The organism is Pseudomonas sp. PAMC 26793 (assembly GCF_000313235.1).
GTDB classification, from domain to species: Bacteria; Pseudomonadota; Gammaproteobacteria; order Pseudomonadales; family Pseudomonadaceae; genus Aquipseudomonas; species Aquipseudomonas yamanorum.
Genome location: NZ_AMXG01000049.1, coordinates 1 through 26,629, shown reverse-complemented (window position 1 = coordinate 26,629; position 26,629 = coordinate 1). Strand labels below are relative to the sequence as shown.

The following is a 26,629-nucleotide window of genomic DNA, read 5'->3' as shown; positions in this document are numbered from 1 at the left end:
CCTCGCCACAGAAGATGTGTCAGACTTGCGACTGAGCGCCTTCAAACCACTTCAGCTTCTCACGCAACAGCACCACTTCTCCCACAATCACCAGTGTCGGCGCATGAACTTCATGCTCCGCCACCATGCGTGGCAGGTCAGCCAGGGTGCCGGTAAACACCCGCTGGTTGGACGTGGTGCCCTGCTGGATCAACGCCGCCGGCGTATCCGCTGAACGGCCATGCTGGATCAGCTGTTCGCAGATGATCGGCAACCCGATCAACCCCATGTAGAACACCAGGGTTTGCGACGGCCCCACCAGGTCACTCCATGGCAGGTCCGAAGTCCCGTCCTTCAAGTGCCCGGTAATGAAGCGAACCGATTGCGCATAGTCGCGGTGAGTCAACGGAATACCGGCATACGCCGCACAACCACTGGCAGCCGTAATGCCCGGCACCACCTGGAACGGGATGCCATGGGCTGCCAGTTCTTCAATCTCTTCACCACCACGCCCAAAGATGAACGGATCGCCACCTTTGAGCCGCAGCACGCGTTTGCCTTGCTTGGCCAGGTCCACCAACTGCTGGTTGATCTGGTCTTGCGGCACCGCATGATCAGCACGACGCTTGCCAACATACACCCGCTCGGCATCTCGGCGGCACAGCTCAAGAATCGCCGGCGCCACCAAGCGGTCGTACAGCACCACATCGGCCTGCTGCATCAAGCGCAACGCGCGGAAGGTCAGCAGGTCCGGATCACCCGGGCCTGCACCCACCAGGTAGACTTCGCCCGGTGCGTGAGGCGGCGCGCCGTTGATTTTCTCCACCAGCAAACGCTCGGCTTCATCACCCTGCCCGGCCAGTTGCCGGTCAGCAATCGGACCTTGAAACACGTCTTCCCAGAACGCGCGACGCTGCTGCACATCCGGAAACAAACCTTTGACCTGGCTGCGAAACCGCGCCGCCAACCCGGCCAATTGGCCGTAAGTCGACGGAATCCAGGTTTCCAGCTTGGCGCGGATCAAGCGTGCCAGCACCGGCGCATCGCCACCGCTGGACACCGCGATCACCAAGGGCGAACGGTCGACAATCGCCGGGAAGATCACGCTGCACAAGGCCGGCGCATCCACCACATTGACCGGTACGCAACGACGCCTGGCATCGCTGGACACTTGCGCATTCAACGACTCGTCGTCGGTCGCGGCGATAATCAGGGTGCAACCGTCGAGGTCGGCCTCCTGATAACCGCGCAAAATCAGTTCACCGCCACTGCCCTGTACCAGTTCACGCAACTGGTCTTCAATCTGGGGAGCAACCACCCGCAACAACGCGCCGGCGTCGGCCAGCAGCCGGGATTTGCGCAAGGCAATCTCCCCGCCACCGACGACCAACACACGACTGCCGCGCAGGTTATGAAACAGCGGCAGAAATTCCATTTAGCCGATGACCTCAACGCCCGCCATGTACGGTTTGAGCACGTCGGGTACGCGGATCGAACCATCAGCCTGCTGGTAGTTTTCCAGCACCGCCACCAGGGTACGGCCTACCGCCAGGCCCGAACCGTTGAGGGTGTGGACCAGCTCTGGCTTGCCGGTTTCCGGGTTACGGAAACGCGCCTGCATGCGACGGGCCTGAAAATCACCGCAGTTGGAGCACGACGAAATCTCGCGGTATTTGTCCTGGCTCGGCACCCACACTTCCAGGTCGTAGGTCTTCACGGCACTGAAACCCATGTCGCCGGTGCACAAGGCCAGAACGCGGTACGGCAGCTCCAGCAGTTGCAGGACGCGTTCGGCGTTGGCGGTCAGGCCTTCCAGCGCTTCCATGGAGGTCGACGGCTCGACCACCTGCACCATCTCGACCTTGTCGAACTGGTGTTGGCGGATCATACCGCGGGTGTCGCGGCCCGATGCACCGGCTTCGCTGCGGAAGCACGGCGAGTGGGCGACAAACTTGAGCGGCAGTTGCTTGGCGTCGAGGATTTCCCCGGCCACGATGTTGGTGAGAGACACTTCGGCGGTCGGGATCAGGTACAGGTCGGCTTCGCCATCACGGCTGATCTTGAACAGGTCTTCCTCGAACTTCGGCAGCTGGCTGGTGCCCATCAGCGCCGGCGCCTGAACCAGGTACGGGGTGTAAGCCTCTTCGTAGCCGTGTTCTCCGGTGTGCAGGTTGATCATGAACTGCGCCAGGGCGCGGTGCATGCGCGCGATCGGGCCGCGCAGCAAGGCAAAGCGCGCGCCGGACATTTTGGCCGCTGTCTCGAAGTCCAGGCCACCGGTCAATTCGCCCAGGGCGACGTGGTCCTTGATCTCGAAATCGAACGCTTTTGGCGTACCCCAGCGACGGACTTCGACGTTGCCGTCTTCGTCTTCGCCAATCGGCACGGATTCGTGCGGCAGGTTCGGGATACCCAGCAGGATCGAGTCCAGCTCGGTCTGGATCGCGTCCAGCTCGACTTTGCCGGAAGCCAACTCACCAGCCATACGCTCGACGTCCGCCATCAACGGCGCGATGTCTTCACCGCGCTGCTTGGCCTGACCGATGGATTTGGAACGCGCATTACGCTCAGCCTGCAGTGCTTCGGTGCGGGTCTGGACGGTCTTGCGCTGTTCTTCCAGCGCTTCGATGCGCGCAACATCCAGGCTGAAGCCACGGGATGCCAGGCGGTCCGCTACGTCCTGAAGGTTGCTACGTAACAGTTTGGAATCGAGCATGTCGGTCTCTCGTTTATCAAAGTTTGGTCAAGGACAGGCCAGCCCAGGTGGCGAGCAGCCCCCCGAACACGCTGATGGCCAGGTACCCGAAGGCGACCGGTGCCTGCCCGCTTTCCAGCAGGCGCAGTGTGTCCAGTGAAAAGGATGAAAAGGTCGTCAGACCGCCTACAAAGCCGACAATCAAGCCGGCCCGAATCTCAATCGGCACTTCCGGACGAATCAGAAACCACCCGTACAACAAGCCGATGATCAAACAGCCCACCAGGTTGACCGCCAGGGTCGCCGCATAAAAATGCTTCGGCCAGTTGGCGCTGACCCACGTGCTGGTGGCGAAACGCAATAATGTACCAGCGATGCCGGCCACGGACACGGCAAGAATCGTTCTGAGCACTACTTTCTCCGCTGTTTCGGACTGAGCCGGTCAAGTTGGGCGAGGTGATTGAGCTTTTCGCCAATCTTCAGCTCCAGGCCGCGAGGCACCGGCTGGTAGAACGGCTGCGGCTCAAGGTCATCCGGGAAGTAATCTTCGCCAGCCGCATAGGCGTCCGGCTCATCATGGGCGTAACGGTATTCATCGCCATAACCGAGCTGCTTCATCAGCTTGGTCGGCGCATTGCGCAGGTGTAGCGGCACTTCCAGGGAACCATGCTCGGCGGCGGCACGCAGGGCGGACTTGAAGCCCATGTACACCGCGTTGCTTTTTGGCGCGCAGGCCAGATAAGTGATGGCCTGGGCCACCGCCAACTCGCCTTCCGGGCTGCCCAGGCGCTCCTGCACTTCCCAGGCGGCCAAGCACAGGCTCAACGCACGCGGGTCGGCATTGCCGATGTCTTCACTGGCCATGCGCACCACGCGCCGGGCCAGGTACAGTGGGTCGCAACCGCCGTCGATCATCCGTGCAAACCAATACAGCGCGCCGTCGGGGTTGGAGCCGCGCACTGACTTGTGCAACGCGGAAATCTGGTCGTAGAAGGCTTCGCCGCCCTTGTCGAAACGCCGGCGGGTGTCGCCCAGCAGGCTTTGCAGCAGGTCGACGCCGATTTCGCTGCCGTCTTCTGCCAGGTCGGAAGCGTTCTCCAGCAGATTGAGGAAACGTCTGCCGTCACCGTCAGCAGCGGTCAGCAGAATCTTGAAGCCTTCCTCGCTGACACTCAGTTGGCGCTTGCCCAGGCCCTTGTCTTCGCTCAGCGCGCGCTGCAACAGCTTCTGCATCGCGGCTTCATCGAGGCTTTTGAGCACATAGACACGCGCCCGGGACAGCAAGGCGTTATTCAGTTCAAAAGACGGGTTTTCAGTGGTGGCGCCAATAAAGATCAGCGTGCCGTCTTCGACATACGGCAAGAACGCATCCTGCTGCGACTTGTTGAAGCGATGCACTTCGTCGACAAACAGGATGGTGCGCTTGCCGTATTGCCCGGCCTGCTGCTTGGCGACTTCCACCGCCTGGCGGATTTCCTTGACCCCGGCGAGCACCGCCGAGACCGTTTCGAAGTGGGCATCCGAGACTTTCGCCAGGAGCCGCGCCAGGGTGGTTTTACCCACGCCCGGCGGCCCCCAGAAAATCATCGAGTGCAGCGCACCCTGCTCCAGGGCTTCGCGCAAAGGCTTGCCGCGAGCGAGCAGGTGTTCTTGCCCGACGTACTCGTCCAGGTTGGTCGAGCGCAGGCGCGCCGCCAGAGGCTGAGCAATCGGGTCACTTCGAAACAGATCCATGGGCAGCGTTTGAAACCTCTAGGCAGTTTATTCCTGGATCACGTCGGCACCCTTCGGGATGTCGAACTTGAACTTGGACGCGGCCACCGGCTCGTTGGCCTTGACCCCGGTGAACAGGATATTGGTGCGTTGGCCGACGCTGTCCACCAACTGCATGTCGTTGATCACGCCGTTACGGAACGACAGGCGCAGGCTGTCGAACAGCGTGTCCTTGGATTTCGGCTTCAGCGTGAAGTCGATGACGTTGCTGGCCTGCTTGGAGGTGATATCAAAACTCTGGCTGATCTGCGACACATCGCCCGACAGCAGCAACGCCGGGGTCTGGCTCAGGCGCGGATCGAGCTTCTTGATGGTCGCCTGTTCCAGGTCCGGGTCCCACAGGGTGACTTTCTGGCCGTCGGAAACGATGGTCTGCTCGTTTGGCGCGTCGGTTTTCCAGTAGAACAGTCCAGGACGCTGCACGGCCATTTCGCCGGCGGTTTCCTGCAATTGAGTGCCGCCACCGTCCAGGGTCAACTGGGAGAAGCGCGCGCTCAGGGTCTTGGATTTGTCCAGCAGGTTGGTCAGGCTCGCAACGGAAGCCGGATCAGCGTGAGCCGAAACAGCAGTCAGGGCCAATGCCGGCAACAACAGCATGCGGATAAGACGCATGGGAGTCCTCTTAGATTCGTTTGCAAGGCGTGCCGCGTGTTGCCACGCGGCACGTAATCAGTCACGCATCTGCGCTGGCGCAATCACTTCGCGCGAGCCGTTGGTGTTCATCGAGGTGACCACGCCGGCCATTTCCATGGCTTCGATCATGCGGGCAGCGCGGTTGTAGCCAATCTTCAGCTTGCGCTGTACGGCGGAGATCGAGGCGCGGCGGCTTTCAAGCACGAACTGCACCGCTTCGTCGTAGAGCGCATCGGTCTCGGCATCATCGTCGCCACCGCCGCTGCCACCGTCAAAGCCGCTGCCGGCCTCTTCGACGCCCGCGAGGATGTCGTCGTTGTATTCCGGCGCACCGCGCAGCTTCCAGGCTTCCACCACGCGGTGCACTTCATCGTCGGAGACGAAGGCGCCGTGAACACGGATCGGCAGGCTGGTGCCCGGCGGCATGTAGAGCATGTCACCGTGGCCCAGCAGCTGCTCGGCGCCGCCTTGGTCGATGATGGTCCGGGAGTCAATCTTGCTCGATACCTGGAACGCCATGCGGGTCGGGATGTTGGCCTTGATCAGGCCGGTGATCACGTCCACCGACGGACGCTGGGTCGCCAGGATCAAGTGGATACCGGCAGCCCGTGCCTTCTGGGCGATACGGGCGATCAGCTCTTCGACCTTCTTGCCGACGATCATCATCATGTCGGCAAATTCGTCGACCACCACCACGATGGTCGGCAGCTTGGTCAGCAGCGGTGCTTCGTCGTGAATGCTTTCGCGCTTGTACAGCGGGTCGGTCAGCGGCGTGCCGGCGTCCTGGGCTTCCTTGACCTTGGCGTTGAAGCCCGACAGGTTACGTACGCCCATCTTCGCCATCAGCTTGTAGCGGCGCTCCATCTCGGCGACGCTCCAACGCAGGGCGTTGGCGGCGTCCTTCATGTCGGTCACTACCGGGCACAGCAAGTGCGGAATGCCTTCGTAGATCGACAGCTCAAGCATTTTCGGGTCGATCATGATCAGCTTGGCGTCTTCCGGGCCAGACTTGAACAGGATCGACAGGATCATCGCGTTCACACCCACCGACTTACCGGAACCGGTGGTACCGGCAACCAGCAAATGGGGCATTTTCGCCAGGTCGGTGATCACTGGTTTGCCGCCGATGTCGTGGCCCAGGGCCAATGTCACCGGCGATTTGAAGTTGTCGTATTCCGGGGTCGACAGCACTTCGGAGAAGCGCACGATCTGCCGGTCTTCGTTGGGGATTTCGATACCGACAGTGGTCTTGCCCGGAATCACTTCCACCACCCGCACGCTGGTCACCGCCAGCGAACGCGCGAGATCCTTGGCCAGGTTGGAAATGCGGCTGACCTTCACGCCGGCAGCCGGCTGGATTTCGTAGCGGGTAATCACCGGGCCCGGGTGGATCGAATCCACCGAGACTTCGACGCCGAATTCCTTGAGCTTGATTTCCAGCAGGTGGCCGACGGCCGCCAGGGATTCAGGGGAATAGTTGAGCTGTTTCTTTTCCGCCGGGTCGAGAATCGAGATCGGCGGCAAGGTGCCTTCCACGGCGCTGTCGACAAACAACGGCGCCTGTTTCTCTTTCTGCACACGATGGCTTGGCTCGGGGGCCTTCGGCGGCGCAGGTGCAATCACCGGCGGCACTTGCTTCTCGCGGTCCGACATGTGCTTGGTCAGGGCCTGCTCGCGTTCGATCAGGCGTTCCTTGACCTTGGCTTGCTCACGCCGGTCCGGCGTGCTCGGGGCCACCACCTCGTTGACGCGGGTATCGACCTCACGCAGTTGCGCAACCATGCGCTTGCGGTCAACCCGGGCCGACCACCAGCGATTGGCGGCGCCCTGGAACAGTTCCAGCAGGTCGAGGGTGATCTTGCCGGTCACGTCCATGACCTTGAACCACGACAGGTCGGTAAACACTGTGAGGCCGAACAGGAACAACGCGATAAACATCAGGGTGCTGCCCTGGATGTTCAGGGTCCTGCGGGCCAGGTCGCCGAGGCTTTCGCCCAGTGCGCCGCCGGCACCGGCCGGCAAGCCGGTAGGTGCGTGAAAATGGATATGGGCCAGGGCCGCGCCCGACAGCACCAGGAACACCAGGCCGATCAGGCGCCAGGAGAACAGCCAGCCGCTCCACTGCCACGGTTCATGACGCTGGCGGAAGATCTGCCAGGTCTTGACGGCCAGCAACACCGGGAAGATATAGGCGAAATAACCCAGCACCATGAACAGGATATCGGCGCTGTACGAGCCGGCCGGGCCACCGAAGTTCTGCACATCTTCGATCTTGCTGTTGTGGCTCCAGCCTGGATCGTCCTTGCCATAGGTGAGCAAGGCCATCATCAGGAACAGGCACAGGGCGCCGATGGCGATCAGTGCACCTTCCTTGAGTCGATAGTGCAGGTGCTGGCGCCAGGCGGGCACGACTGCGGCTTTAGGTGTTGCGGCGGATTTCTTCAAAACGGGTCTATTCCTGCGCCTTTAGCGCGTCCATCTATTGAATGACTGCAAAATACTGCTCAATCCGAGCAGGTAAAAAATGAACGAGTGCCAGTGAAGCTACTTTTAACACCCTGCAACTGATTCATGAAACGGCGATAACGCCTGAATGGCCGCATTGTACGGGTTTGTGTGCGCTATGCCACGCACTTGGCCCTACGTTACACAGCATAGCCAATCTTCGGTTTCATAACGTTCAATTTGAGCATGCATTGTCTTTGCTGACAAAGGCTTATGAGCTGTTTTTGCCATTCCAGGCTAGCTTGCCGACCGACGTACGCGATTACGACCACGCCCCCGGCATAGAGTTGCAGAAACACCCATTCATGCTTATCTGCACCGATCCCATGTTCGGGGTAGCCCCAGAGCGTTTCGTCGACAATAATCACAGCTCTTGCAACGGGCAACATCGCCGTTACCGCCCTCCCCTTCCGTAAGCCTGGATGCCATGCTGACCTGGTTACAACGCAATACCCTGACGTTTCCACCGCTGGCCAAGGCCATGCGCGAACCCAATGGCCTGCTCGCCGCCGGTGGCGACCTGTCGGCCGACCGCTTGATCCAGGCCTATCGCCACGGCTGCTTTCCGTGGTTCTCAGAGGGCCAGCCCATCCTGTGGTGGTCGCCCGACCCACGCACCGTGCTGTTCCCCGACGAGCTGCATGTTTCCCGCAGCCTCGGCAAACTGTTGCGCCAGCAGCGTTACACGGTGACGTTCGATCAGGATTTCGCCGCCGTCATTCAGGCATGTGCGGCACCGCGCAGTTATGCCGACGGCACCTGGATCACCGAAGCCATGCAGAGCGCCTACCTGCAATTGCACCAGCGCGGCTATGCGCACTCGGTGGAGGTCTGGGACGAGGGCGAACTGGTCGGCGGCCTGTACGGCCTGGCGATGGGCCAGTTGTTTTTCGGCGAGTCCATGTTCAGCCGCGCCGACAACGCCTCGAAATTCGGCTTTGCGACCCTGGTCAGGCAATTGCAGGCCTGGGGCTTTGTGCTGATCGACTGCCAGATGCCTACCGACCACCTGCACAGCCTCGGCGCCCGCGCCATTCCCCGCAGCGACTTTGCCAACTACCTGCGCGACCATTTGGACCAAACCAGCGCTGCGCCATGGGTTTCCTAGGCGACTTTCCCGCACCTGGCTTACACTTATTTCAAAGCTTATCCGAGGGTTGATCATGACCGAGCTGGCGCGTTTGAAGTTTTATGCCACTCAACCCCACTCATGCAGCTATCTGCCCGATGAGCAGGCCACCACGCTGTTCCTCGACCCCAGCCAGCCGATGGACGTGCATGTGTATGCTGATTTGTCGGAAATGGGCTTCCGGCGCAGCGGCGACCACCTTTACCGGCCGCACTGCCAGAACTGCAACGCCTGCGTACCGGCGCGTATCCCGGTGGCGCAGTTCCTGCCGGACCGTAATCAGAAACGCATCCTCAAGCGCAATGCCGACCTGACCGTCACCGCTGCCAAACCGGGCTTCAGTGAAGAATATTTCGACCTCTACCAACGCTACATCGAACAGCGCCACGCCGACGGCGACATGTTCCCGCCCAGTCGTGACCAGTTTTCCACCTTCCTGGTGCGCGACCTGCCCTTCTCGCGCTTCTACGAGTTCCGCCTTGAGGGGCGCCTGGTCGCCGTAGCCGTCACCGACCTGTTGCCCAATGGCCTGTCCGCGGTCTACACCTTTTATGAGCCCGCCGAAGAGCGTCGCAGCCTGGGACGCTTTGCGATCCTGTGGCAAATCGGCGAAGCCTTGCGCATGGAATTGGAGGCGGTGTACCTCGGATACTGGATAAAAAACTGCAAAAAGATGAACTACAAGACCCAATATCGGCCCATTGAGCTGTTAATTAACCAAAGATGGGTCACCTTGAACTAGAACCTCTTGGCTTAAACACCCTTTTTCGGGCACAATGCACGCCGCTTTTGCCTGGCGCAGTTGCACCGGGCCATTCACTGGATACCGAGGGCTTTACTGCATGTCGAAAGAAGACAGCTTCGAAATGGAAGGCACTGTCGTCGACACCCTGCCCAACACCATGTTTCGTGTGGAGTTGGAAAATGGGCACGTCGTAACCGCGCATATCTCCGGCAAGATGCGCAAGAATTACATCCGCATTCTTACCGGTGACAAAGTGCGCGTCGAACTGACGCCCTATGACCTGAGCAAAGGGCGCATCACTTACCGCGCCCGTTAATCAAGTCAATACAAGACGCCCGGTTATGCCGGGCGTTTTTGTGTGCGCGCGATTTACCTGAAACCAGCAAGCCCGCTCCCACCTTTGATCTCCATCGGTTTCAAGACAGCAAAAAGGCGCCTCTCGGCGCCTTTTTGTTTTGTTGCGTCAGCTATCAGGCCATTTCAGCCGTGGTCTCGAAGTCGAAGGTCAGCTCGCCATCCTTCAGATCGATATGCACCACGCCACCATGGTCTGCCAGTTCGCCGAACAAGATTTCTTCCGCCAGTGGGCGCTTGATCTTGTCCTGGATCAGGCGCGCCATTGGGCGAGCGCCCATTGCCGCGTCGTAGCCACCTTCCGCCAGCCAGTTGCGTGCCGCGTCCGTAACCTCCAACTGCACACGCTTGTCTTCCAATTGCGCCTGAAGCTCGGTGAGGAACTTGTCCACTACGCTTTTGATGACCTCATGGCTGAGGCGACCAAACTGGATAATGGTGTCCAGGCGGTTGCGGAATTCCGGCGTGAAGCTCTTCTTGATCACTTCCATGGCGTCGGAAGAGTGATCCTGATGAGTAAAGCCAATGGAAGCCCGCGCGGCCGTTTCGGCACCGGCGTTGGTGGTCATGATCACGATCACGTTGCGGAAGTCCGCCTTGCGCCCGTTGTTATCGGTCAGCGTACCGTGGTCCATCACCTGCAACAGCAGGTTGAAGACTTCCGGGTGCGCCTTCTCGATCTCATCGAGCAGCAGAACGCAATGCGGCTGCTTGGTGATCGCCTCGGTCAACAGGCCGCCCTGGTCGAAGCCAACATAGCCCGGAGGCGCACCGATCAGGCGCGACACAGTGTGCCGCTCCATGTACTCGGACATGTCGAAACGCACCAGCTCAATGCCCATGGCCTTGGCCAACTGCCGCGCCGCTTCGGTCTTGCCGACACCGGTAGGCCCGGCGAACAGGAACGAACCGACTGGTTTGTCCGGCGACTTGAGCCCCGCACGGGACAGCTTGATCGCGGTGGACAGCGAATCGATGGCCGCATCCTGACCAAACACGGTCAGCTTGAGGTCGCGCTCCAGGTTACGCAGCAGCTCCCTGTCGGACGTGTTGACGTGTTTAGGCGGAATACGCGCAATCTTCGCCACGATGTCCTCGACCTGAGGCACGTCGATGCGTTTCACACGCTTCTCCACCGGCTGCAGGCGCTGGTAGGCACCCGCCTCGTCGATCACGTCGATGGCCTTGTCCGGCATGTGCCGGTCATTGATGTAGCGTGACGCCAGCTCGGCGGCTGCACGCAGCGCTTCATCGGTGTACTCGATGCCATGGTGCGCTTCGAAACGCCCCTTGAGCCCGCGCAGGATGCCGATGGTGTCTTCAACCGACGGCTCGGACACATCCACTTTCTGGAAGCGGCGCGCCAGGGCACGGTCTTTTTCGAAGATCCCGCGGAATTCCTGGAACGTGGTCGAGCCGATGCAACGGATATCGCCCGAAGACAGCAGCGGCTTGAGCAGGTTCGAAGCATCCATCACCCCACCGGAAGCAGCACCGGCACCGATAATGGTGTGGATTTCGTCAATGAACAGGATCGCCTGCGGGCGTTTTTTCAGCTCACCGAGCAGCGCCTTGAAGCGCTTCTCGAAGTCGCCACGGTACTTGGTCCCGGCGAGTAACGCGCCCAGGTCAAGGGAGTAGACGACGCTGTTGGCCAGCAGGTCTGGCACCTGGTTATCAACAATGCGTTTGGCCAGGCCTTCGGCAATTGCGGTTTTACCCACGCCTGCTTCGCCGACCAACAGCGGGTTGTTCTTGCGGCGACGCGCGAGGATCTGCGCCACGCGCTCAACTTCCAGCTCACGCCCTACCAGCGGATCGATCCGCCCCTGGCGCGCCAGCTCGTTGAGGTTGCTGGCATAGGCATCCAGCGGGTTGCTCGAAGAAGAAGACTCACCGCCCTCGTCATCCTGCATATCCTGCTCACCTTCTGAGTGATCGCCATGCCCTGGCACTTTGGAAATGCCATGGGCGATGTAGTTGACGACATCAATACGGGCAACGCTTTGCTGCTTGAGCAGGAATACGGCCTGGCTTTCCTGCTCGCTGAAGATCGCCACCAGCACATTGGCCCCTGTGACTTCGCGCTTGCCGGAGCTCTGTACGTGGAAAACGGCACGCTGCAGTACCCGCTGGAAGCCCAGGGTTGGCTGGGTCTCGCGGTCCTCGTCATGAACGGGGATCAACGGCGTGGTGGAGTCGATAAACTCCTGCAGGTCATGCTTGAGTTTGTCGAGATTGGCACCACACGCACGCAGTACGGTGGCGGCAGCTTCGTTATCCAAAAGTGCCAGCAGCAGGTGCTCGACGGTCATGAATTCATGACGCTTCGAACGAGCCTCCTTGAAGGCAAGATTGAGGGTGACTTCGAGCTCGCGGTTTAACATAGCTTCACCTCATACCCAAGTGGTCGGAGTTAACCGTCCTTCTCGATTTCACAGAGTAGCGGATGCTGGCTTTCCCTGGCGTACTGGTTGACCTGCATGGCCTTTGTCTCGGCGATGTCGCGGGTAAACACTCCACATACTGCCCGTCCTTCTGTGTGAACGGCCAGCATTACCTTGGTCGCCAACTCGCGGTTCAGGTTAAAAAACACCTCGAGCACTTCGACGACGAAATCCATCGGTGTGTAGTCATCATTGAACAAAACCACCTTGTACATCGGCGGCGCCTGTAAAGCAGGCTTGGCCTCCTGAACAGCAATGCCTGCAGAACCGTCGTCGTCTTCTTGATGATCCGGGCGATCCTGATTGAATGTTAGTCGAATCTGGCTGATTGCATGCATGGAAAGAAAGGTTCGTCAGTGGTTCAAATACAGTGGTGGGGGCGGCCTGTCAGAATTTCAACTCTGACCGGCTGGTCGCCTTGACTATCGGCAAATCAGTGTTACAACCAATAGAACCCACAGTGGGTAAAAAAGGTCCGCGCAGTCAACCTTAATTTATTCGGGTTAGGACGGATAAACTGGATGATACTCCAGTGATGGAGTCTGGTGCAGAGGGATATGGGCATGGCGAGCGGTAAGGTCAAGTGGTTCAACAATGCCAAGGGTTACGGCTTCATCAACGAAGACGGCAAGACTGACGACCTATTTGCGCATTACTCCGCTATCCAAATGGATGGCTACAAGACACTAAAGGCAGGGCAATCGGTTTCCTTCGATATCATTCAGGGACCCAAAGGCTTGCATGCGGTGAATATCGGCGCTCCAGTCAGCGCCAGCACAACTAAAGAAGACGTCGCTCAAAAATCACAAAAACAACCGGCCTGATCAGCCGCCGAGCAAACGCTCAAAAAAAACCGGCCATCAACAGGCCGGTTTTTTTATACCTGCTTATAAGCTTACATATGCGAAATCAGCGCATCCCCGAACGCTGACGACGACAGCAACTTGGCACCGTCCATCACCCGATGGAAGTCATAGGTCACCGTCTTGGCCGAAATTGCGCCATTGGTGCCCTTGATGATCAGGTCGGCCGCTTCGGTCCACCCCATGTGACGCAGCATCATTTCCGCCGACAGGATCAGCGAACCCGGGTTGACCTGGTCCTTGCCGGCATACTTTGGCGCAGTACCGTGGGTGGCTTCGAACATTGCCACGGTGTCGGACAGGTTGGCGCCCGGCGCAATACCGATACCGCCCACTTCCGCCGCCAGGGCGTCGGACAGGTAGTCACCGTTAAGGTTAAGCGTAGCGATCACATCATATTCCGCCGGGCGCAGCAGGATCTGCTGGAGCATGGCGTCGGCAATGGCGTCCTTGACCACCACATTCTTGCCGGTGCGCGGGTTCTTGAATTGCATCCACGGCCCGCCATCCAGCAGGGTCGCGCCGAATTCTTCAGCCGCCACTTCGTAGGCCCATTCCTTGAAGGCACCTTCGGTGAACTTCATGATGTTGCCTTTGTGCACGATGGTCAGCGAGTCGCGATCGTTATCCACGACATACTGCAAGGCCTTGCGCGCCAGGCGCTTGGTGCCTTCCAGGGACACCGGCTTGATGCCGATCCCGCAGTTCTGGTCGAAACGGATCTTGGTAACGCCCATCTCTTCTTTCAGGAACTTGATGACCTTGATCGCTTCCGGGGAGCCGGCCTTCCACTCGATACCGGCGTAAATGTCCTCGGAGTTCTCGCGGAAGATGGTCATGTCCACATCGCCGGGCTTCTTGACCGGGCTCGGCACGCCTTCGAACCAGCGCACCGGGCGCAGACACACATAAAGGTCAAGCTGTTGGCGCAGGGCCACGTTCAGCGAACGGATGCCGCCACCGACCGGGGTGGTCAGCGGGCCTTTGATGGAAACCACGTAATCCTTGACCGCATCCAGGGTTTCCTGGGGCAGCCAGGTGTCCTGGTCGTAAACCTGAGTGGCCTTTTCGCCGGCATAAACCTCCATCCAAGAGATCTTGCGTTTGCCGCCATAAGCCTTGTTAACAGCTGCATCGACCACCTTGATCATCACCGGGCTGATGTCGACGCCAATACCGTCACCTTCAATGAAAGGGATGATCGGGTTATCAGGAACATTGAGAGAATGGTCTGCATTGACGGTGATTTTGTCGCCGACTGCCGGAACCTGAATCTTCTTGTATCCCATGCTGAACTCCATCTATGGATTAAACATCTGGCTGCGTTCGAGCCTACTCCAGATAAATGAGGACTGAAACCTCAGGCCCTGCACATTTGCGTCGAAAACAGCACATTTAGTGGCCTACAAGCTTGAAAGCAAAGGGAAAAGCGCCAATCTTGAGCACATCATACGACTTTAGGCGCAACCCGCTGCCTGCGACCTTTAGACCAATGGACGACACACCTTTTGTATGAAGGCTCGGCGTAAGCATAGCGACCTATGTATAATGCCGCCGCTGACCAAAGAGTCACGATGGCCGACAGCTCTACATTGATGCCCTCCGCCTGAAAAAGCCGGGTTGCCACAGCAGCCCACCCGCTTGACGCTCGACTGATGCAACCCAACATCACCGCGAAGAAACTTCGACATTTCGCTCATGGATGACTTTGAACGAACGCGCTTTACCCGGCGCATCTCGAGTTTCTGCGCATGCTTTCAGCAAAGAAGAGAGTTAATCCGAATATGCCCACCCGCTCGAAGATCATCTACACCTTCACCGACGAAGCACCAGCCCTCGCCACCTATTCACTGCTGCCTATCGTAGAGGCCTTCACCGCTTCCGCTGATATTGCCGTGGAAACCCGCGACATTTCCCTGGCCGCGCGCATCCTCGCAAGCTTCCCCGAGCAACTGGGCGCCAAGGCTGTGCCGGACCACCTCGCCGAACTGGGCGGCCTGGCCGTAACCCCTGAAGCCAACATCATCAAGCTGCCGAACATCAGCGCTTCGACCCCTCAGCTGCAGGCTGCCATCAAGGAACTGCAAGCTCAGGGCTTCGACCTGCCGGACTACCCGGAAACCGTAACCACCGACGCGGAAAAAGAAACCCGTGCACGTTACGACAAGGTCAAGGGCAGCGCCGTGAACCCGGTACTGCGCGAAGGCAACTCCGACCGCCGCGCACCGCTGTCGGTCAAGAACTACGCACGCAAGCACCCGCACAAAATGGGCGCCTGGGCTGCCGACTCCAAGTCCCACGTTGCCCACATGAGCAACGGCGACTTCTACGGCAGCGAGAAAGCCGTACAGATCGAAGGCGCTGATGCCGTCAAGATCGAACTGATCGCCAAAGACGGTACCGCTACCGTCCTTAAAGAAAAAACCAGCGTACAAGCTGGCGAGATCATCGACAGCGCCGTGCTGAGCAAGAAAGCCCTGCGCAGCTTCATCGCCGCCGAAATCGAAGACGCCAAGAAACAAGGCGTACTGCTGTCGGTTCACCTGAAAGCCACCATGATGAAGGTCTCCGACCCGATCATGTTCGGCCAGATCGTTGCCGAGTTCTATAAAGATGCACTGGCCAAGCACGCTGTCGTGCTGGAGCAGATCGGCTTCAACCTGAACAACGGCATCGGCGACCTGTACGCTCGCATCAAGGCCCTGCCGGCCGAGCAGCAAGCGCAGATCGAAGCTGACATCCAAGCGGTCTACGCTGCTCGCCCTTCCCTGGCGATGGTCAACTCCGACAAAGGCATCACCAACCTGCACGTGCCGAGCGACGTCATCGTCGACGCCTCGATGCCTGCGATGATCCGTGACTCCGGCAAAATGTGGGGCACCGACGGCCAGCTGCACGACACCAAGGCCGTGATCCCGGATCGCTGCTACGCCACTATCTACCAGGCGGTGATCGAAGATTGCAAGGCCCACGGCGCCTTCGACCCAACCACCATGGGCAGCGTGCCAAACGTTGGCCTGATGGCGAAGAAAGCCGAAGAGTACGGTTCCCACGACAAGACCTTCCAGATCAAGGCTGACGGCGTAGTCCGCGTCACCGACAGCAAGGGCAACCTGCTGATGGAACAGGCTGTTGAAGCCGGCGACATCTTCCGCATGTGCCAGACCAAGGACGCGCCGATCCAGGACTGGGTCAAACTGGCCGTCAACCGTGCCCGCGCCAGCAACACCCCGGCCATTTTCTGGCTGGACCCACAGCGCGCGCACGATGGCGTCGTGGTCGAGAAAGTTCAGGCTTACCTGAAAGACCACAACACCGAAAGCCTGGACATCCGCATCATGGCGCCAGTCGACGCGATGAAGTTCACCCTGGAACGCACCCGCAAGGGCCTGGACACCATCTCGGTGACCGGCAACGTATTGCGCGACTACCTGACTGACCTGTTCCCAATCATGGAACTGGGCACCAGCGCCAAGATGCTGTCGATCGTGCCACTGATGAACGGTGGCGGCCTGTTCGAAACCGGCGCCGGCGGTTCGGCTCCGAAGCACGTACAGCAACTGGTTGAAGAAAACTTCCTGCGCTGGGATTCCCTGGGCGAGTTCCTGGCCCTGGCCGCGTCTCTCGAGCATTTGGGTGTGAACTACAACAACCCGAAAGCCCTGGTGCTGTCCAAGACCCTGGACCAGGCCACCGGCCAGTTCCTCGACAACAACAAGTCGCCATCGCGCAAAGTCGGCAACATCGACAACCGCGGCAGCCACTTCTACCTGGCGCTGTACTGGGCTCAAGCCCTGGCCGCCCAGACCGAAGACACTGCACTGCAAGCGCAGTTTGGCGAACTGGCCAAGACCCTGACCGAGAACGAGGCGACCATCGTTGCCGAGCTCAACGCCGTCCAGGGCAAGCCCGTGGACATCGGTGGCTACTACGCACCGAACGCCGAGCTGACCAGCAAGGCCATGCGCCCAAGCAACACCCTCAACGCGGCGATTGCCAAGTTGAAGTAAGGTTGTAAGGATGCAAAGAAGCCCCGGCCCTGTGCCGGGGTTTCTGTTTCTGGATATCGCGCTTTTATTGAAGAAACCCAATCAAAATGTGGGAGCGGGCTTGCTCGCGAAAGCGGTGGATCAGTCAATATCTCTTTAACTGACACGCCGTATTCGCGAGCAAGCCCGCCCCCCACACTAAATGCAATCGCGCCTGAAGACAGCGTTACTCTTTGAATCGAGGCACTTTATGACCTGGCTCCCCCATATCACCGTCGCCACCATCGTCGAAGACAACGGCCGCTTCCTGATGGTCGAAGAGCTCAAGGGCGGCCGCGCCGTGCTGAACCAGCCCGCCGGCCACCTCGACCCGAATGAAACCCTGACCGAGGCCGCCGTGCGCGAAACCCTCGAAGAAACCGGCTGGGACGTCGAAGCCACCGGGATTGTCGGGATTTACCTGTACACCGCTCCCAGCAATGGCGTGACCTATCAGCGCGTGTGCTTCATCGCCAAAGCCCTGAAACACCACCCGAACTACCCGCTGGACGACGGCATCCTGCGCGCCCGCTGGCTGACTCGCGATGAATTGATGGCCCTGCGCGAAGACTGGCGCAGCGAGCTGATTATCCGCTGTATCGACGATTATCTGGCCGGCCAACGCCACAGCCTCGAATTGATCCGCCCTTCTCTTTAGCCTTGCAGACGCGAGCCTGCTAGAATCGCGTCCTTTTTAAAGACACCCGTTGAAATCCTATGCGTGATCCAGCCCCTTCTGACACACAAAAGAAGCGCGTCATCGTCGGTATGTCCGGCGGCGTGGATTCTTCCGTTTCCGCCGTTCTGCTCATGGAGCAGGGTTATGAGGTGGAAGGCCTGTTCATGAAGAACTGGGAAGAAGACGATGGAACGGAATATTGCACCGCCATGGACGACCTGGCGGATGCCCAGGCCGTCTGCGACAAAATCGGCATCAAGCTGCACACCGCCAACTTCGCCGCCGAGTACTGGGACAACGTGTTCGAGCACTTCCTGGCCGAATACAAAGCCGGCCGCACGCCGAACCCGGACATCCTGTGTAACCGCGAGATCAAGTTCAAGGCGTTCCTCGACTACGCGATGATCCTTGGCGCCGACCTGATCGCCACTGGCCACTACGTGCGCCGTCGCGACATCGATGGCCGCACCGAGCTGCTCAAGGGCCTGGACGCCAACAAGGACCAGAGCTACTTCCTGCATGCCGTCGGCGGCGAACAGATCGCCAAGACCCTGTTCCCGGTGGGCGAGCTGGAAAAGCCCGAAGTTCGTGCAATTGCCGAGAAACACGGCCTGGCCACCGCCAAGAAGAAGGATTCCACCGGGATCTGCTTTATCGGCGAGCGCCGTTTCAGCGACTTCCTCAAGCAGTACCTGCCGGCGCAACCGGGCGAGATCAAGACCACCGAAGGCGATATCATCGGCCGTCACCACGGCTTGATGTACCACACCATCGGCCAGCGCCAGGGCCTGGGCATCGGCGGCCTGAAAGACGCCGGCGAAGAGCCATGGTACGTGCTGGTCAAGGACCTGGAGCACAACGAGTTGATCGTGGGCCAGGGCAATGACCACCCATGGCTGTTCTCCCGCGCCCTGCTCGCTTCGGACATCTACTGGGTCAACCCGGTGGACCTCAGCAGACCGCGCCGCCTGACCGCCAAGGTTCGCTATCGCCAGAGCGACCAGCCCTGCACCCTGGAAAAAACCGCCACCGGCTACCGCGCCACCTTCGACGACCCGCAGCGTGCCGTAACGCCGGGCCAATCGGTAGTGTTCTACGACGGAGAGATTTGCCTGGGGGGCGGCGTGATCGAAGTTGCCGAACCCTGGAGCAGCCAGGCATGAGCCCGACTCAGGAGCAATTGACGGCACTGGGCGGCGTGTTTCTCGCTGCGGTACTGGTGGACAAGATCGCCAAGACCGGCCAGGTCACTGAGGCGGGCCTGACCTGCATGCTCGGCAGCCTGCTGATCCGCGACCCGAAGGACACCCTGGAAGTGTACGGCGGCGACGATCTGGCCCTGCGTGAAGGTTATCGCGCACTGGTCGGCGCCCTCGAGCGCGACCCGAGCACCTTGCAGCGCGAGCCACTGCGCTACGCCCTGTCGATGCTCGGCCTGGAGCGCCAATTGGCCAAGCGTGATGATTTGCTGGAAACCATCGGCAAGCGTTTGCCGCAGATTCAGTCTCAGGTCGAACATTTCGGCCCGGCCCACGAAAACGTGATCGCTGCTTGTGGCGCGCTGTATCAGGACACCCTGAGCACTTTGCGCCAGCGGATCCAGGTGCACGGCGACATGCGCAACCTGCAACAACCGAACAACGCCTCGAAAATCCGCGCCCTGCTCTTGGCCGGTATTCGTTCGGCGCGGTTGTGGCGCCAGTTGGGCGGTCATCGCTGGCAGTTGGTCATTAGCCGTCGCAAATTGCTGAAAGAGCTTTACCCGTTGATGCGCAACGAATAAGTCGCCGCAACTGATTTTTTATAGCCCCACGCGTAATACGCCGGTCAGTTGGCAACGGACCGGCGGATTTTTTCATGTATGATACGCGCCCCATTTCGTTGCCCGACTGTCCGAGAACACCCCATGCAGCTTTCTTCGCTCACTGCGGTTTCCCCTGTTGACGGCCGCTACGCCGGCAAAACCCAGGCCCTGCGCCCTATTTTCAGCGAATACGGCTTGATCCGTGCTCGTGTTCTGGTTGAAGTGCGCTGGCTCCAGCGCCTGGCCGCTCACCCTGGCATCAGCGAAGTGCCGGCGTTCTCCGCCGAAGCCAACGCGGTGCTGAACGCCCTGGCGGAAAACTTCGCTCTGGAGCACGCCGAGCGTGTCAAAGAGATCGAGCGCACCACCAACCACGACGTTAAAGCCATCGAGTACCTGCTCAAAGAGCAAGCGGCCAAGCTGCCGGAACTGGCCAAGGTCAGCGAGTTCATCCACTTTGCCTGCACCAGCGAGGACATCAACAACCTGTCCCACGCCCTGATGCTGCGCGAAGGCCGTGATGACGTCATGCTGCCACTGATGCGCCAGACTGCCGACGCTATCCGCGAGCTGGCCATCCGTTTCGCCGACGTACCAATGCTGTCGCGCACCCACGGCCAGCCGGCTTCGCCGACCACTTTGGGCAAAGAACTGGCCAACGTGGTGTACCGCCTGGAGCGCCAGATCGCTCAAGTGGCCGCCGTGCCACTGCTGGGCAAGATCAACGGCGCCGTAGGCAACTACAACGCCCACCTGTCGGCCTACCCTGAGATCGACTGGGAAGAAAACGCCCGCGCCTTCATCGAAGACGAGCTCGGCCTAGGTTTCAACCCGTACACCACGCAAATCGAACCCCACGACTACATCGCCGAGCTGTTCGACGCGATTGCGCGCTTCAACACCATCCTGATCGACTTTGATCGCGATATCTGGGGTTACATCTCCCTGGGCTACTTCAAGCAGCGCACCATTGCCGGTGAAATCGGTTCGTCGACCATGCCGCACAAGGTCAACCCGATCGACTTCGAAAACTCCGAAGGCAACCTTGGGATCGCTAACGCCCTGTTCCAGCACCTGGCCAGCAAGTTGCCGATCTCCCGCTGGCAGCGCGACCTGACCGACTCCACCGTACTGCGCAACCTCGGTGTGGGCTTTGCCCACAGCGTGATCGCGTACGAAGCCAGCCTCAAAGGCATCAGCAAACTGGAGCTCAACGCGCAGAAGATCGCCGCTGACCTGGACGCTTGCTGGGAAGTCCTGGCCGAGCCGATCCAGACCGTGATGCGCCGCTACAACATCGAAAACCCGTACGAGAAGCTCAAAGAGCTGACCCGCGGCAAGGGCATCACCTCTGAAGCGCTGCAAACTTTCATCGACGGCCTGGATATGCCAGCCGCCGCCAAGGCTGAGCTGAAACTGCTCACCCCGGCTAACTACATCGGCAACGCTGTGGCCCAAGCCAAACGCATCTGATAGAAGCTTGACCCTTTGAGACGCCCGGCAGCGCCGGGCGTTTTTATTCCCGTCTGAAAAGTGCTTTTTTTCAATAGGTTACACATGAATCCTGATATTCCTCTTCAACTTCTGGGCGGCATCACGGCACGGGAATTCCTGCGCGACTACTGGCAGAAAAAACCCCTGCTGATCCGCCAGGCCATTCCTGACTTCGAAAGCCCGATCGACGCCGACGAACTGGCCGGCCTGGCGCTGGAAGAAGAAGTCGAGTCGCGCCTGATCATCGAACACGGTGAACGTCCGTGGGAGCTGCGTCGCGGCCCGTTCGCCGAAGATGCCTTCAGCACCTTGCCCGAGCGTGAATGGACCCTGCTGGTGCAGGCCGTCGACCAGTTTGTGCCGGAAGTAGCCGAGTTGCTGGAGAACTTCCGCTTTCTGCCAAGCTGGCGCATCGACGATGTGATGATCAGTTACGCCGCCCCGGGTGGCAGCGTGGGCCCGCACTTCGACAACTACGACGTGTTCCTGCTGCAAGGTTCCGGCAAGCGCAACTGGAAGATCGGCCAGATGTGCAACTCCGAAAGCTCGCTGCTGCAGCACGCCGACCTGCGCATCCTCGCCGAATTCGAAGAAACCGCCGAATGGGTGCTGGAACCGGGCGACATGCTCTACCTGCCGCCACGCCTGGCGCACTGCGGTGTTGCCGTCGATGACTGCATGACCTACTCCGTAGGCTTCCGCGCCCCGAGCGCGGCTGAAGTGCTGACCCACTTCACCGACTTCCTCAGCCAGTACCTGACGGACGAAGAACGCTACACCGACGCCGATGCCCAGCCGGTCAGCGACCCGCACCAGATCCAGGCCGACGCCCTCGACCGCCTGAAAAGCCTGCTGGCCGAACACATGAGCGACGAGCGCATGCTGCTGACCTGGTTCGGCCAGTTCATGACCGAGCCACGTTACCCGGAACTGGTCGCCGGCCCGGAAGTGGAAGAAGAAGACCTGCTGGGCAGCCTGCAAGACGGCGCCGTGCTGATCCGCAACCCAAGCGCACGCCTGGCCTGGTCCGAAGTGGACGACGACCTGCTGCTGTTCGCCAGCGGCCAGAGCCGCCTGTTGCCGGGCAAGCTGCGGGAACTGCTGAAGCTGGTGTGCGCCGCCGACGCATTGCACATCGACAACCTCGGCCCATGGCTGGCGGACGAAGATGGCTGCGCCCTGCTGTGGGAACTGGTCAAGCAAGGAAGCCTGGGGTTTGCCGATGAATAAGATTCACGTAAGTGTCGCGGACTGGCAAAAGGATATCGCCGAGATACGGCGCATTCGTGAAGCGGTATTTATCGCTGAACAATCGGTTCCACCGGAGCTGGAATGGGATGCTGACGATGCAGGTGCCGTGCACTTCCTGGCATTCGAAGGCGACTTCCCCATCGGCACCGCCCGCCTGCTGCCTACCGGCGAGATCGGGCGCGTGTCGGTCCTCAAGGACTGGCGCGGCCTGAAGGTCGGCGACAAGTTGATGGAAGCCGTGATCGGCGAGGCTGAGAAACGCGGCCAGACCCGGCAGATCCTCAGTGCACAGGTCCATGCGGCGCCGTTTTATGAGCGCCTGGGCTTCAAGATTGTCAGCGATGAGTTCCTGGAAGTCGGGATTCCTCACGTTGATATGGTGCGCGAGGGCTGATCCGAGACCGCGCCGCACCCTTCGCGAGCAAGCCCGCTCCCACATTCGATCCAGTACATCCTTGAAATGCGGTCAAATGTGGGAGCGGGCTTGCTCGCGAAGGCGGTATCAGCAACACCTCAAAAGGCCCTGCCATCCACCGATGCCAGGGCCTTTTGCCGTCCAGGATTCAACTTGCACCCCGCCAGGCCGACAAACTGGCACTATCTAGCCTCATGACTCGCAGAGATAACGGACATGTCCCTACGCACCCTGCTCACTACTTTGCTCCTGGCCACCAGCTTCTCGGTGATGGCCGCCACCGAAGTCGTGCCCCTGAGCAACCGCACCAGCGCCGACCTGCTGCCCGTCGCGCAGAACTTTATCGGCAAGGACGGCACCGTCAGCGCCTACGGCAACCAACTGATCGTGAACGCCGAGCCAGACAAGATCCAGGGCCTGCGCGCCCTGCTCGCGCAACTGGATACGCCTTCCAAGCGCCTGCTGATCACCGTCGACACCAACGAGAACAACCAGCAGAGCAACGGCAACAACCAAACCCAGGTCATCACCTACAGCACCGAGAACCGCGACGGTGGGATCCAGCAAATTCAGGCCAGCGAAGGCGTGCCCGCGTTGATCCAGGTCGGCCAGAGCGTGCCGCTCACCACCACCCAGCCTGATGCCTACGGCCGCCCGCAGAACCAGACGCAGTATCGCAACGTGACCCAGGGCTTCTACGTCACCGCCAGCGTCACCGGAGAGACCGTTCACCTGAGCATCAGTACCAATCGTGACCGCATGAGCCAGGAACGTCCCGATGTAGTGAACGTGCAAAGTAGCGACACAACCGTCAGCGGACGCTTGGGCGAGTGGATCACCCTGGCCGGGATCAACCGCCAGACCCAGGCCGACAAAAGCACTACAACCCGCAGCTACTCTACTCAGGGGCGCGATGACCTGACATTGCGGGTCAAAGTCGACACCCTGAACTGAAGCACCAAAAACTGACTGGCGAGTCGTATTAGACTAAAGATGTAGTGCCAGAAAAAAAGCACTACAAAACATTTGACGATCCAAAAAAGCATGGGCATGATGGCCTCGCTCCCGCTAATCAGGGGCCCTGGCAAGGGCCTTCGGATCGTCGCTCAAAGCCACCCACCTGAGCCGATTCGTGTCTGTACCGCCCACAAGGTGTGTTTGACGAGGTTGCGACTGGAACGAAGTTGTCCCGAGGGACGGAAGCTAACCAGGTAACCCGGCAACACACTGATGGATCGTACAAAGGCCCACGACGCCCGAAGACTGTTCGCAGTTCGCCCTTACCTGCTCAACTCCCCCTCTCGCCACTCGTTCATCCCGTCGCCTTCCCCGCCAAGCCTGACTTGACCGCCTAAGCTTCTGGTCAGCGAGCAGCCATAACCACGCAGTGATTACGTGGCTGGCAAATGGAATTTTCCACCTAGACCTATGCGACGAGGTTTTTCCCCATGGCACTGACACGCGAACAGCAAATTGCAGCCCTTGAAAAAGACTGGGCTGAAAACCCACGCTGGAAAGGCGTGACCCGCGCTTATTCCGCTGCTGACGTCGTCCGCCTGCGTGGCTCGGTTCAACCTGAGCACACCTTTGCAAAACTCGGCGCCGAGAAGCTGTGGAAGCTGGTCACCCAGGGTGCCAAGCCGTCCTTCCGTCCCGAAAAAGATTTCGTCAACTGCATGGGTGCCCTTACTGGCGGCCAAGCGGTTCAACAGGTAAAAGCCGGTATCCAGGCGATCTACCTGTCCGGCTGGCAAGTGGCAGCGGACAACAACTCCGCTGAATCCATGTACCCCGACCAATCGCTGTACCCGGTGGACTCCGTGCCAACCGTGGTCAAGCGCATCAACAACTCGTTCCGCCGCGCCGACCAAATCCAGTGGAAAGCCGGTAAAGGCCCGGGCGACGAAGGCTACATCGATTACTTCGCACCGATCGTTGCAGACGCTGAAGCGGGTTTCGGCGGCGTACTGAACGCTTACGAGCTGATGAAGAGCATGATCGAGGCGGGTGCTGCCGGCGTTCACTTCGAAGACCAGCTTGCATCAGTGAAGAAATGCGGCCACATGGGCGGCAAGGTACTGGTTCCGACCCAGGAAGCCGTTCAGAAGCTGACCGCTGCTCGTTTGGCTGCTGACGTTGCTGGCACTCCGACCATCATCCTGGCCCGCACCGATGCCAACGCGGCAGACTTGCTGACCTCGGATTGCGACCCGTACGACCAGCCGTTCGTGACTGGCGAGCGTACCCAGGAAGGCTTCTATAAAGTGCGCGCCGGTCTCGACCAGGCGATCGCTCGCGGCCTGGCCTACGCGCCGTACGCCGACCTGATCTGGTGCGAAACTGCCAAGCCGGACCTGGACGAAGCTCGTCGCTTTGCTGAAGCGATCAAGAAGGAATACCCGGACCAACTGCTGTCCTACAACTGCTCGCCTTCTTTCAACTGGAAGAAGAACCTGGACGACGCGACCATCGCCAAGTTCCAGCGCGAACTGTCTGCCATGGGCTACAAGCACCAATTCATCACCCTGGCCGGCATTCACAACATGTGGCACAGCATGTTCAACCTGGCGCACGACTACGCCCGCAACGACATGACTGCCTACGTGAAGCTGCAGGAGCAGGAGTTCGCTGATGCTGCCAAGGGTTACACCTTTGTGGCGCACCAGCAGGAAGTGGGCACCGGCTACTTCGACGACATGACCACCGTGATCCAGGGCGGCACCTCGTCCGTGACTGCGCTGACTGGTTCGACTGAAGAAGAGCAGTTCCACTAAGCACTGAGTACACGGCCATTGCGGCCTCAAGGAAGACCTAACCGCAGTGCCGCACGATCTGACGCCCCGACTGGTTCGGGGCGTTTTTTTTGCGTCTCTGAAATGGGGTGTATATCCGTTATTTGGGTGATGGCCGCCTTATGGTTCCGCTCTTACAGCGGCTCACTTTTGAAAAGCGCAAAAGTAAGCAAAACGCTCTTGCCCCACCACTCGGCACCTCGCCTAGGCTCGGTGTGCCACTCCGGCTTTGGACCGTGGGCCGCCGTCATGGGCCATCCTTGGCCCAGGACGGCTAACCCGGCGTCCTGCCGGGTTAGCCACGCTCCAAAGCCTGCGTTCGGCCAGCGTGGTTTAACGGGGCGCCTAAGATCAAGATCAAAAGCAGATCAAGAGCACAGCGGCCTCCCGGCCGGCTTGAGTGTTGTAAATCAAAAGCTAAAGCGGGCACGGTCCAAATGTGGGAGCGGGCTTGCTCGCGAAGGTCGTTAACGATGACGCTGGCATTCTGGATGAACGCGGCGCTCTCAGGTTTTTCGCGAGCAAGCCCGCTCCCACAGAAAAGCAGATTTGTTTTCGCTCTGGTTTTTGTTTTTGCTCTTTAACACTCAAGCCGGCCGGGAGGCCGCTGTGCTCTTGCTTTTGATCTTGATCTTAGGCGCCCCGTTAACCACGATGGCCGCAAGTAGGCACGGTGGAGCGGGTAAACCGGCAGGACGCCGGTTTACCCGCGCCGGAGTGCGGGCATGCCGAGCCTAGGCGAGGCACCGAGTGGTGGGGCAAAGACCTTTTGGTTACTTTTGGCTGCGCCGGCATTCCGGGCGTTTGCCAAAAGTGACCCGCTGTAAGAGCGGAACCATAAGCCGCCGTTACCGCAGCAACGGATATGTACACAGTCCCCCACAACCAAATTTCGACCAAAACATTGATCCAGAGCGGTATCCGCGCCCCCAAAGTCAGTTAAAAGATCCGCCTTACCAACTAGCACCACCCGCACAAGTAACAGCAACTTCCTCCGTTAAACCCCGAACAGCTGTTTAAAACCCACGCAAACAATATTCATT

Annotated in this window: 22 protein-coding genes; 13 read left to right on the top strand and 9 right to left on the bottom strand. The window is 59.7% G+C overall.

The window, feature by feature from the left end; all coding sequences use genetic code 11:
* Positions 1–19: 19 nt before the first annotated feature.
* The 6 genes from cysG to D109_RS0126400 are packed head-to-tail and all read right to left on the bottom strand — an operon-like array spanning position 20 to position 7,525.
* Entirely contained in the window at positions 20–1,414 is a 1,395-nt protein-coding gene (gene cysG / locus D109_RS0126425) for a siroheme synthase CysG (RefSeq protein ID WP_017479524.1), read from the bottom strand.
* Complete coding sequence (gene serS, locus D109_RS0126420) at positions 1,415–2,695, bottom strand: serine--tRNA ligase (protein WP_017479523.1); 1,281 nt, start codon at positions 2,693–2,695, stop codon at positions 1,415–1,417.
* A 16-nt stretch (positions 2,696–2,711) separates the two neighbouring features.
* Positions 2,712–3,086 (bottom strand): fluoride efflux transporter CrcB, encoded by a 375-nt coding sequence (crcB, locus tag D109_RS0126415; protein WP_010172479.1) that lies wholly within the window; start codon positions 3,084–3,086, stop codon positions 2,712–2,714.
* Entirely contained in the window at positions 3,086–4,408 is a 1,323-nt protein-coding gene (locus D109_RS0126410; protein WP_010172481.1) for a replication-associated recombination protein A, read from the bottom strand. The genes crcB and D109_RS0126410 overlap by 1 nt, the downstream gene beginning before the upstream one ends.
* A gap of 27 nt (positions 4,409–4,435) precedes the next feature.
* Positions 4,436–5,059, bottom strand: coding sequence for an outer membrane lipoprotein chaperone LolA (gene lolA / locus D109_RS0126405; protein ID WP_026078226.1), 624 nt, complete (start codon positions 5,057–5,059; stop codon positions 4,436–4,438).
* A gap of 57 nt (positions 5,060–5,116) precedes the next feature.
* Positions 5,117–7,525 carry a DNA translocase FtsK gene (locus tag D109_RS0126400; RefSeq protein WP_017479520.1) on the bottom strand — a complete coding sequence of 803 codons (2,409 nt, stop codon included), beginning with the start codon at positions 7,523–7,525 and terminating at the stop codon, positions 5,117–5,119.
* Positions 7,526–8,012: 487 nt separating this feature from the next.
* Here D109_RS0126400 and aat point away from each other — a divergent pair, with 487 nt between their 5' ends.
* The 3 genes from aat (at position 8,013) to infA (ending at position 9,775) form a co-directional block, all read left to right on the top strand.
* Positions 8,013–8,693 (top strand): leucyl/phenylalanyl-tRNA--protein transferase, encoded by a 681-nt coding sequence (aat, locus tag D109_RS0126390; RefSeq protein WP_017479518.1) that lies wholly within the window; start codon positions 8,013–8,015, stop codon positions 8,691–8,693.
* 55 nt (positions 8,694–8,748) lie between these two features.
* Complete coding sequence (locus D109_RS0126385; RefSeq protein ID WP_017479517.1) at positions 8,749–9,456, top strand: arginyltransferase; 708 nt, start codon at positions 8,749–8,751, stop codon at positions 9,454–9,456.
* 100 nt (positions 9,457–9,556) lie between these two features.
* Positions 9,557–9,775, top strand: coding sequence for a translation initiation factor IF-1 (gene infA / locus D109_RS0126380; protein ID WP_002553999.1), 219 nt, complete (start codon positions 9,557–9,559; stop codon positions 9,773–9,775).
* Between the two features lie 154 nt (positions 9,776–9,929).
* Here infA and clpA read toward each other — a convergent pair whose 3' ends face one another.
* Together clpA and clpS are read right to left on the bottom strand one after the other, a co-directional pair.
* A complete protein-coding gene (gene clpA / locus D109_RS0126375; RefSeq protein WP_010172706.1) occupies positions 9,930–12,200 on the bottom strand; it encodes an ATP-dependent Clp protease ATP-binding subunit ClpA in 2,271 nt (756 codons plus the stop codon).
* 29 nt (positions 12,201–12,229) lie between these two features.
* Positions 12,230–12,598, bottom strand: coding sequence for an ATP-dependent Clp protease adapter ClpS (clpS, locus tag D109_RS0126370; protein ID WP_003219604.1), 369 nt, complete (start codon positions 12,596–12,598; stop codon positions 12,230–12,232).
* A gap of 219 nt (positions 12,599–12,817) precedes the next feature.
* Here clpS and cspD point away from each other — a divergent pair, with 219 nt between their 5' ends.
* On the top strand, positions 12,818–13,084 hold the full coding sequence (cspD, locus tag D109_RS0126365) for a cold shock domain-containing protein CspD (protein WP_017479516.1): 267 nt from the start codon (positions 12,818–12,820) through the stop codon (positions 13,082–13,084).
* Positions 13,085–13,155: 71 nt separating this feature from the next.
* Here cspD and icd read toward each other — a convergent pair whose 3' ends face one another.
* Entirely contained in the window at positions 13,156–14,412 is a 1,257-nt protein-coding gene (gene icd / locus D109_RS0126360) for an NADP-dependent isocitrate dehydrogenase (RefSeq protein ID WP_026078225.1), read from the bottom strand.
* Between the two features lie 495 nt (positions 14,413–14,907).
* Between icd and D109_RS0126355 the strand changes: the two genes are divergently transcribed.
* The 9 genes from D109_RS0126355 to aceA all read left to right on the top strand — a co-directional run bounded on the left by D109_RS0126355 (position 14,908) and on the right by aceA (position 25,568).
* Positions 14,908–17,133, top strand: a complete 2,226-nt coding sequence (locus tag D109_RS0126355; protein WP_017479514.1) for an NADP-dependent isocitrate dehydrogenase — start codon at positions 14,908–14,910, stop codon at positions 17,131–17,133.
* Positions 17,134–17,362: 229 nt separating this feature from the next.
* On the top strand, positions 17,363–17,809 hold the full coding sequence (locus D109_RS0126350) for an NUDIX hydrolase (RefSeq protein ID WP_017479513.1): 447 nt from the start codon (positions 17,363–17,365) through the stop codon (positions 17,807–17,809).
* Between the two features lie 59 nt (positions 17,810–17,868).
* Positions 17,869–18,993 (top strand): tRNA 2-thiouridine(34) synthase MnmA, encoded by a 1,125-nt coding sequence (gene mnmA / locus D109_RS0126345; RefSeq protein ID WP_026078224.1) that lies wholly within the window; start codon positions 17,869–17,871, stop codon positions 18,991–18,993.
* Positions 18,990–19,613: a high frequency lysogenization protein HflD gene (hflD, locus tag D109_RS0126340; RefSeq protein WP_010172715.1), complete on the top strand. Its 624-nt coding sequence runs from the start codon at positions 18,990–18,992 to the stop codon at positions 19,611–19,613. The genes mnmA and hflD overlap by 4 nt, the downstream gene beginning before the upstream one ends.
* A 123-nt stretch (positions 19,614–19,736) precedes the next feature.
* Positions 19,737–21,107, top strand: a complete 1,371-nt coding sequence (gene purB / locus D109_RS0126335; RefSeq protein WP_017479511.1) for an adenylosuccinate lyase — start codon at positions 19,737–19,739, stop codon at positions 21,105–21,107.
* Positions 21,108–21,191: 84 nt separating this feature from the next.
* A complete protein-coding gene (locus tag D109_RS0126330) occupies positions 21,192–22,358 on the top strand; it encodes a cupin domain-containing protein (RefSeq protein WP_017479510.1) in 1,167 nt (388 codons plus the stop codon).
* The gene (locus D109_RS0126325; protein WP_017479509.1) at positions 22,351–22,773 is read left to right on the top strand and encodes a GNAT family N-acetyltransferase; all 423 of its coding nucleotides are present in this window, start codon (positions 22,351–22,353) and stop codon (positions 22,771–22,773) included. The genes D109_RS0126330 and D109_RS0126325 overlap by 8 nt, the downstream gene beginning before the upstream one ends.
* A gap of 237 nt (positions 22,774–23,010) precedes the next feature.
* Complete coding sequence (locus D109_RS0126320; RefSeq protein WP_017479508.1) at positions 23,011–23,748, top strand: secretin N-terminal domain-containing protein; 738 nt, start codon at positions 23,011–23,013, stop codon at positions 23,746–23,748.
* 494 nt (positions 23,749–24,242) lie between these two features.
* Entirely contained in the window at positions 24,243–25,568 is a 1,326-nt protein-coding gene (gene aceA / locus D109_RS0126315; protein WP_003219577.1) for an isocitrate lyase, read from the top strand.
* Positions 25,569–26,629 lie beyond the last annotated feature (1,061 nt).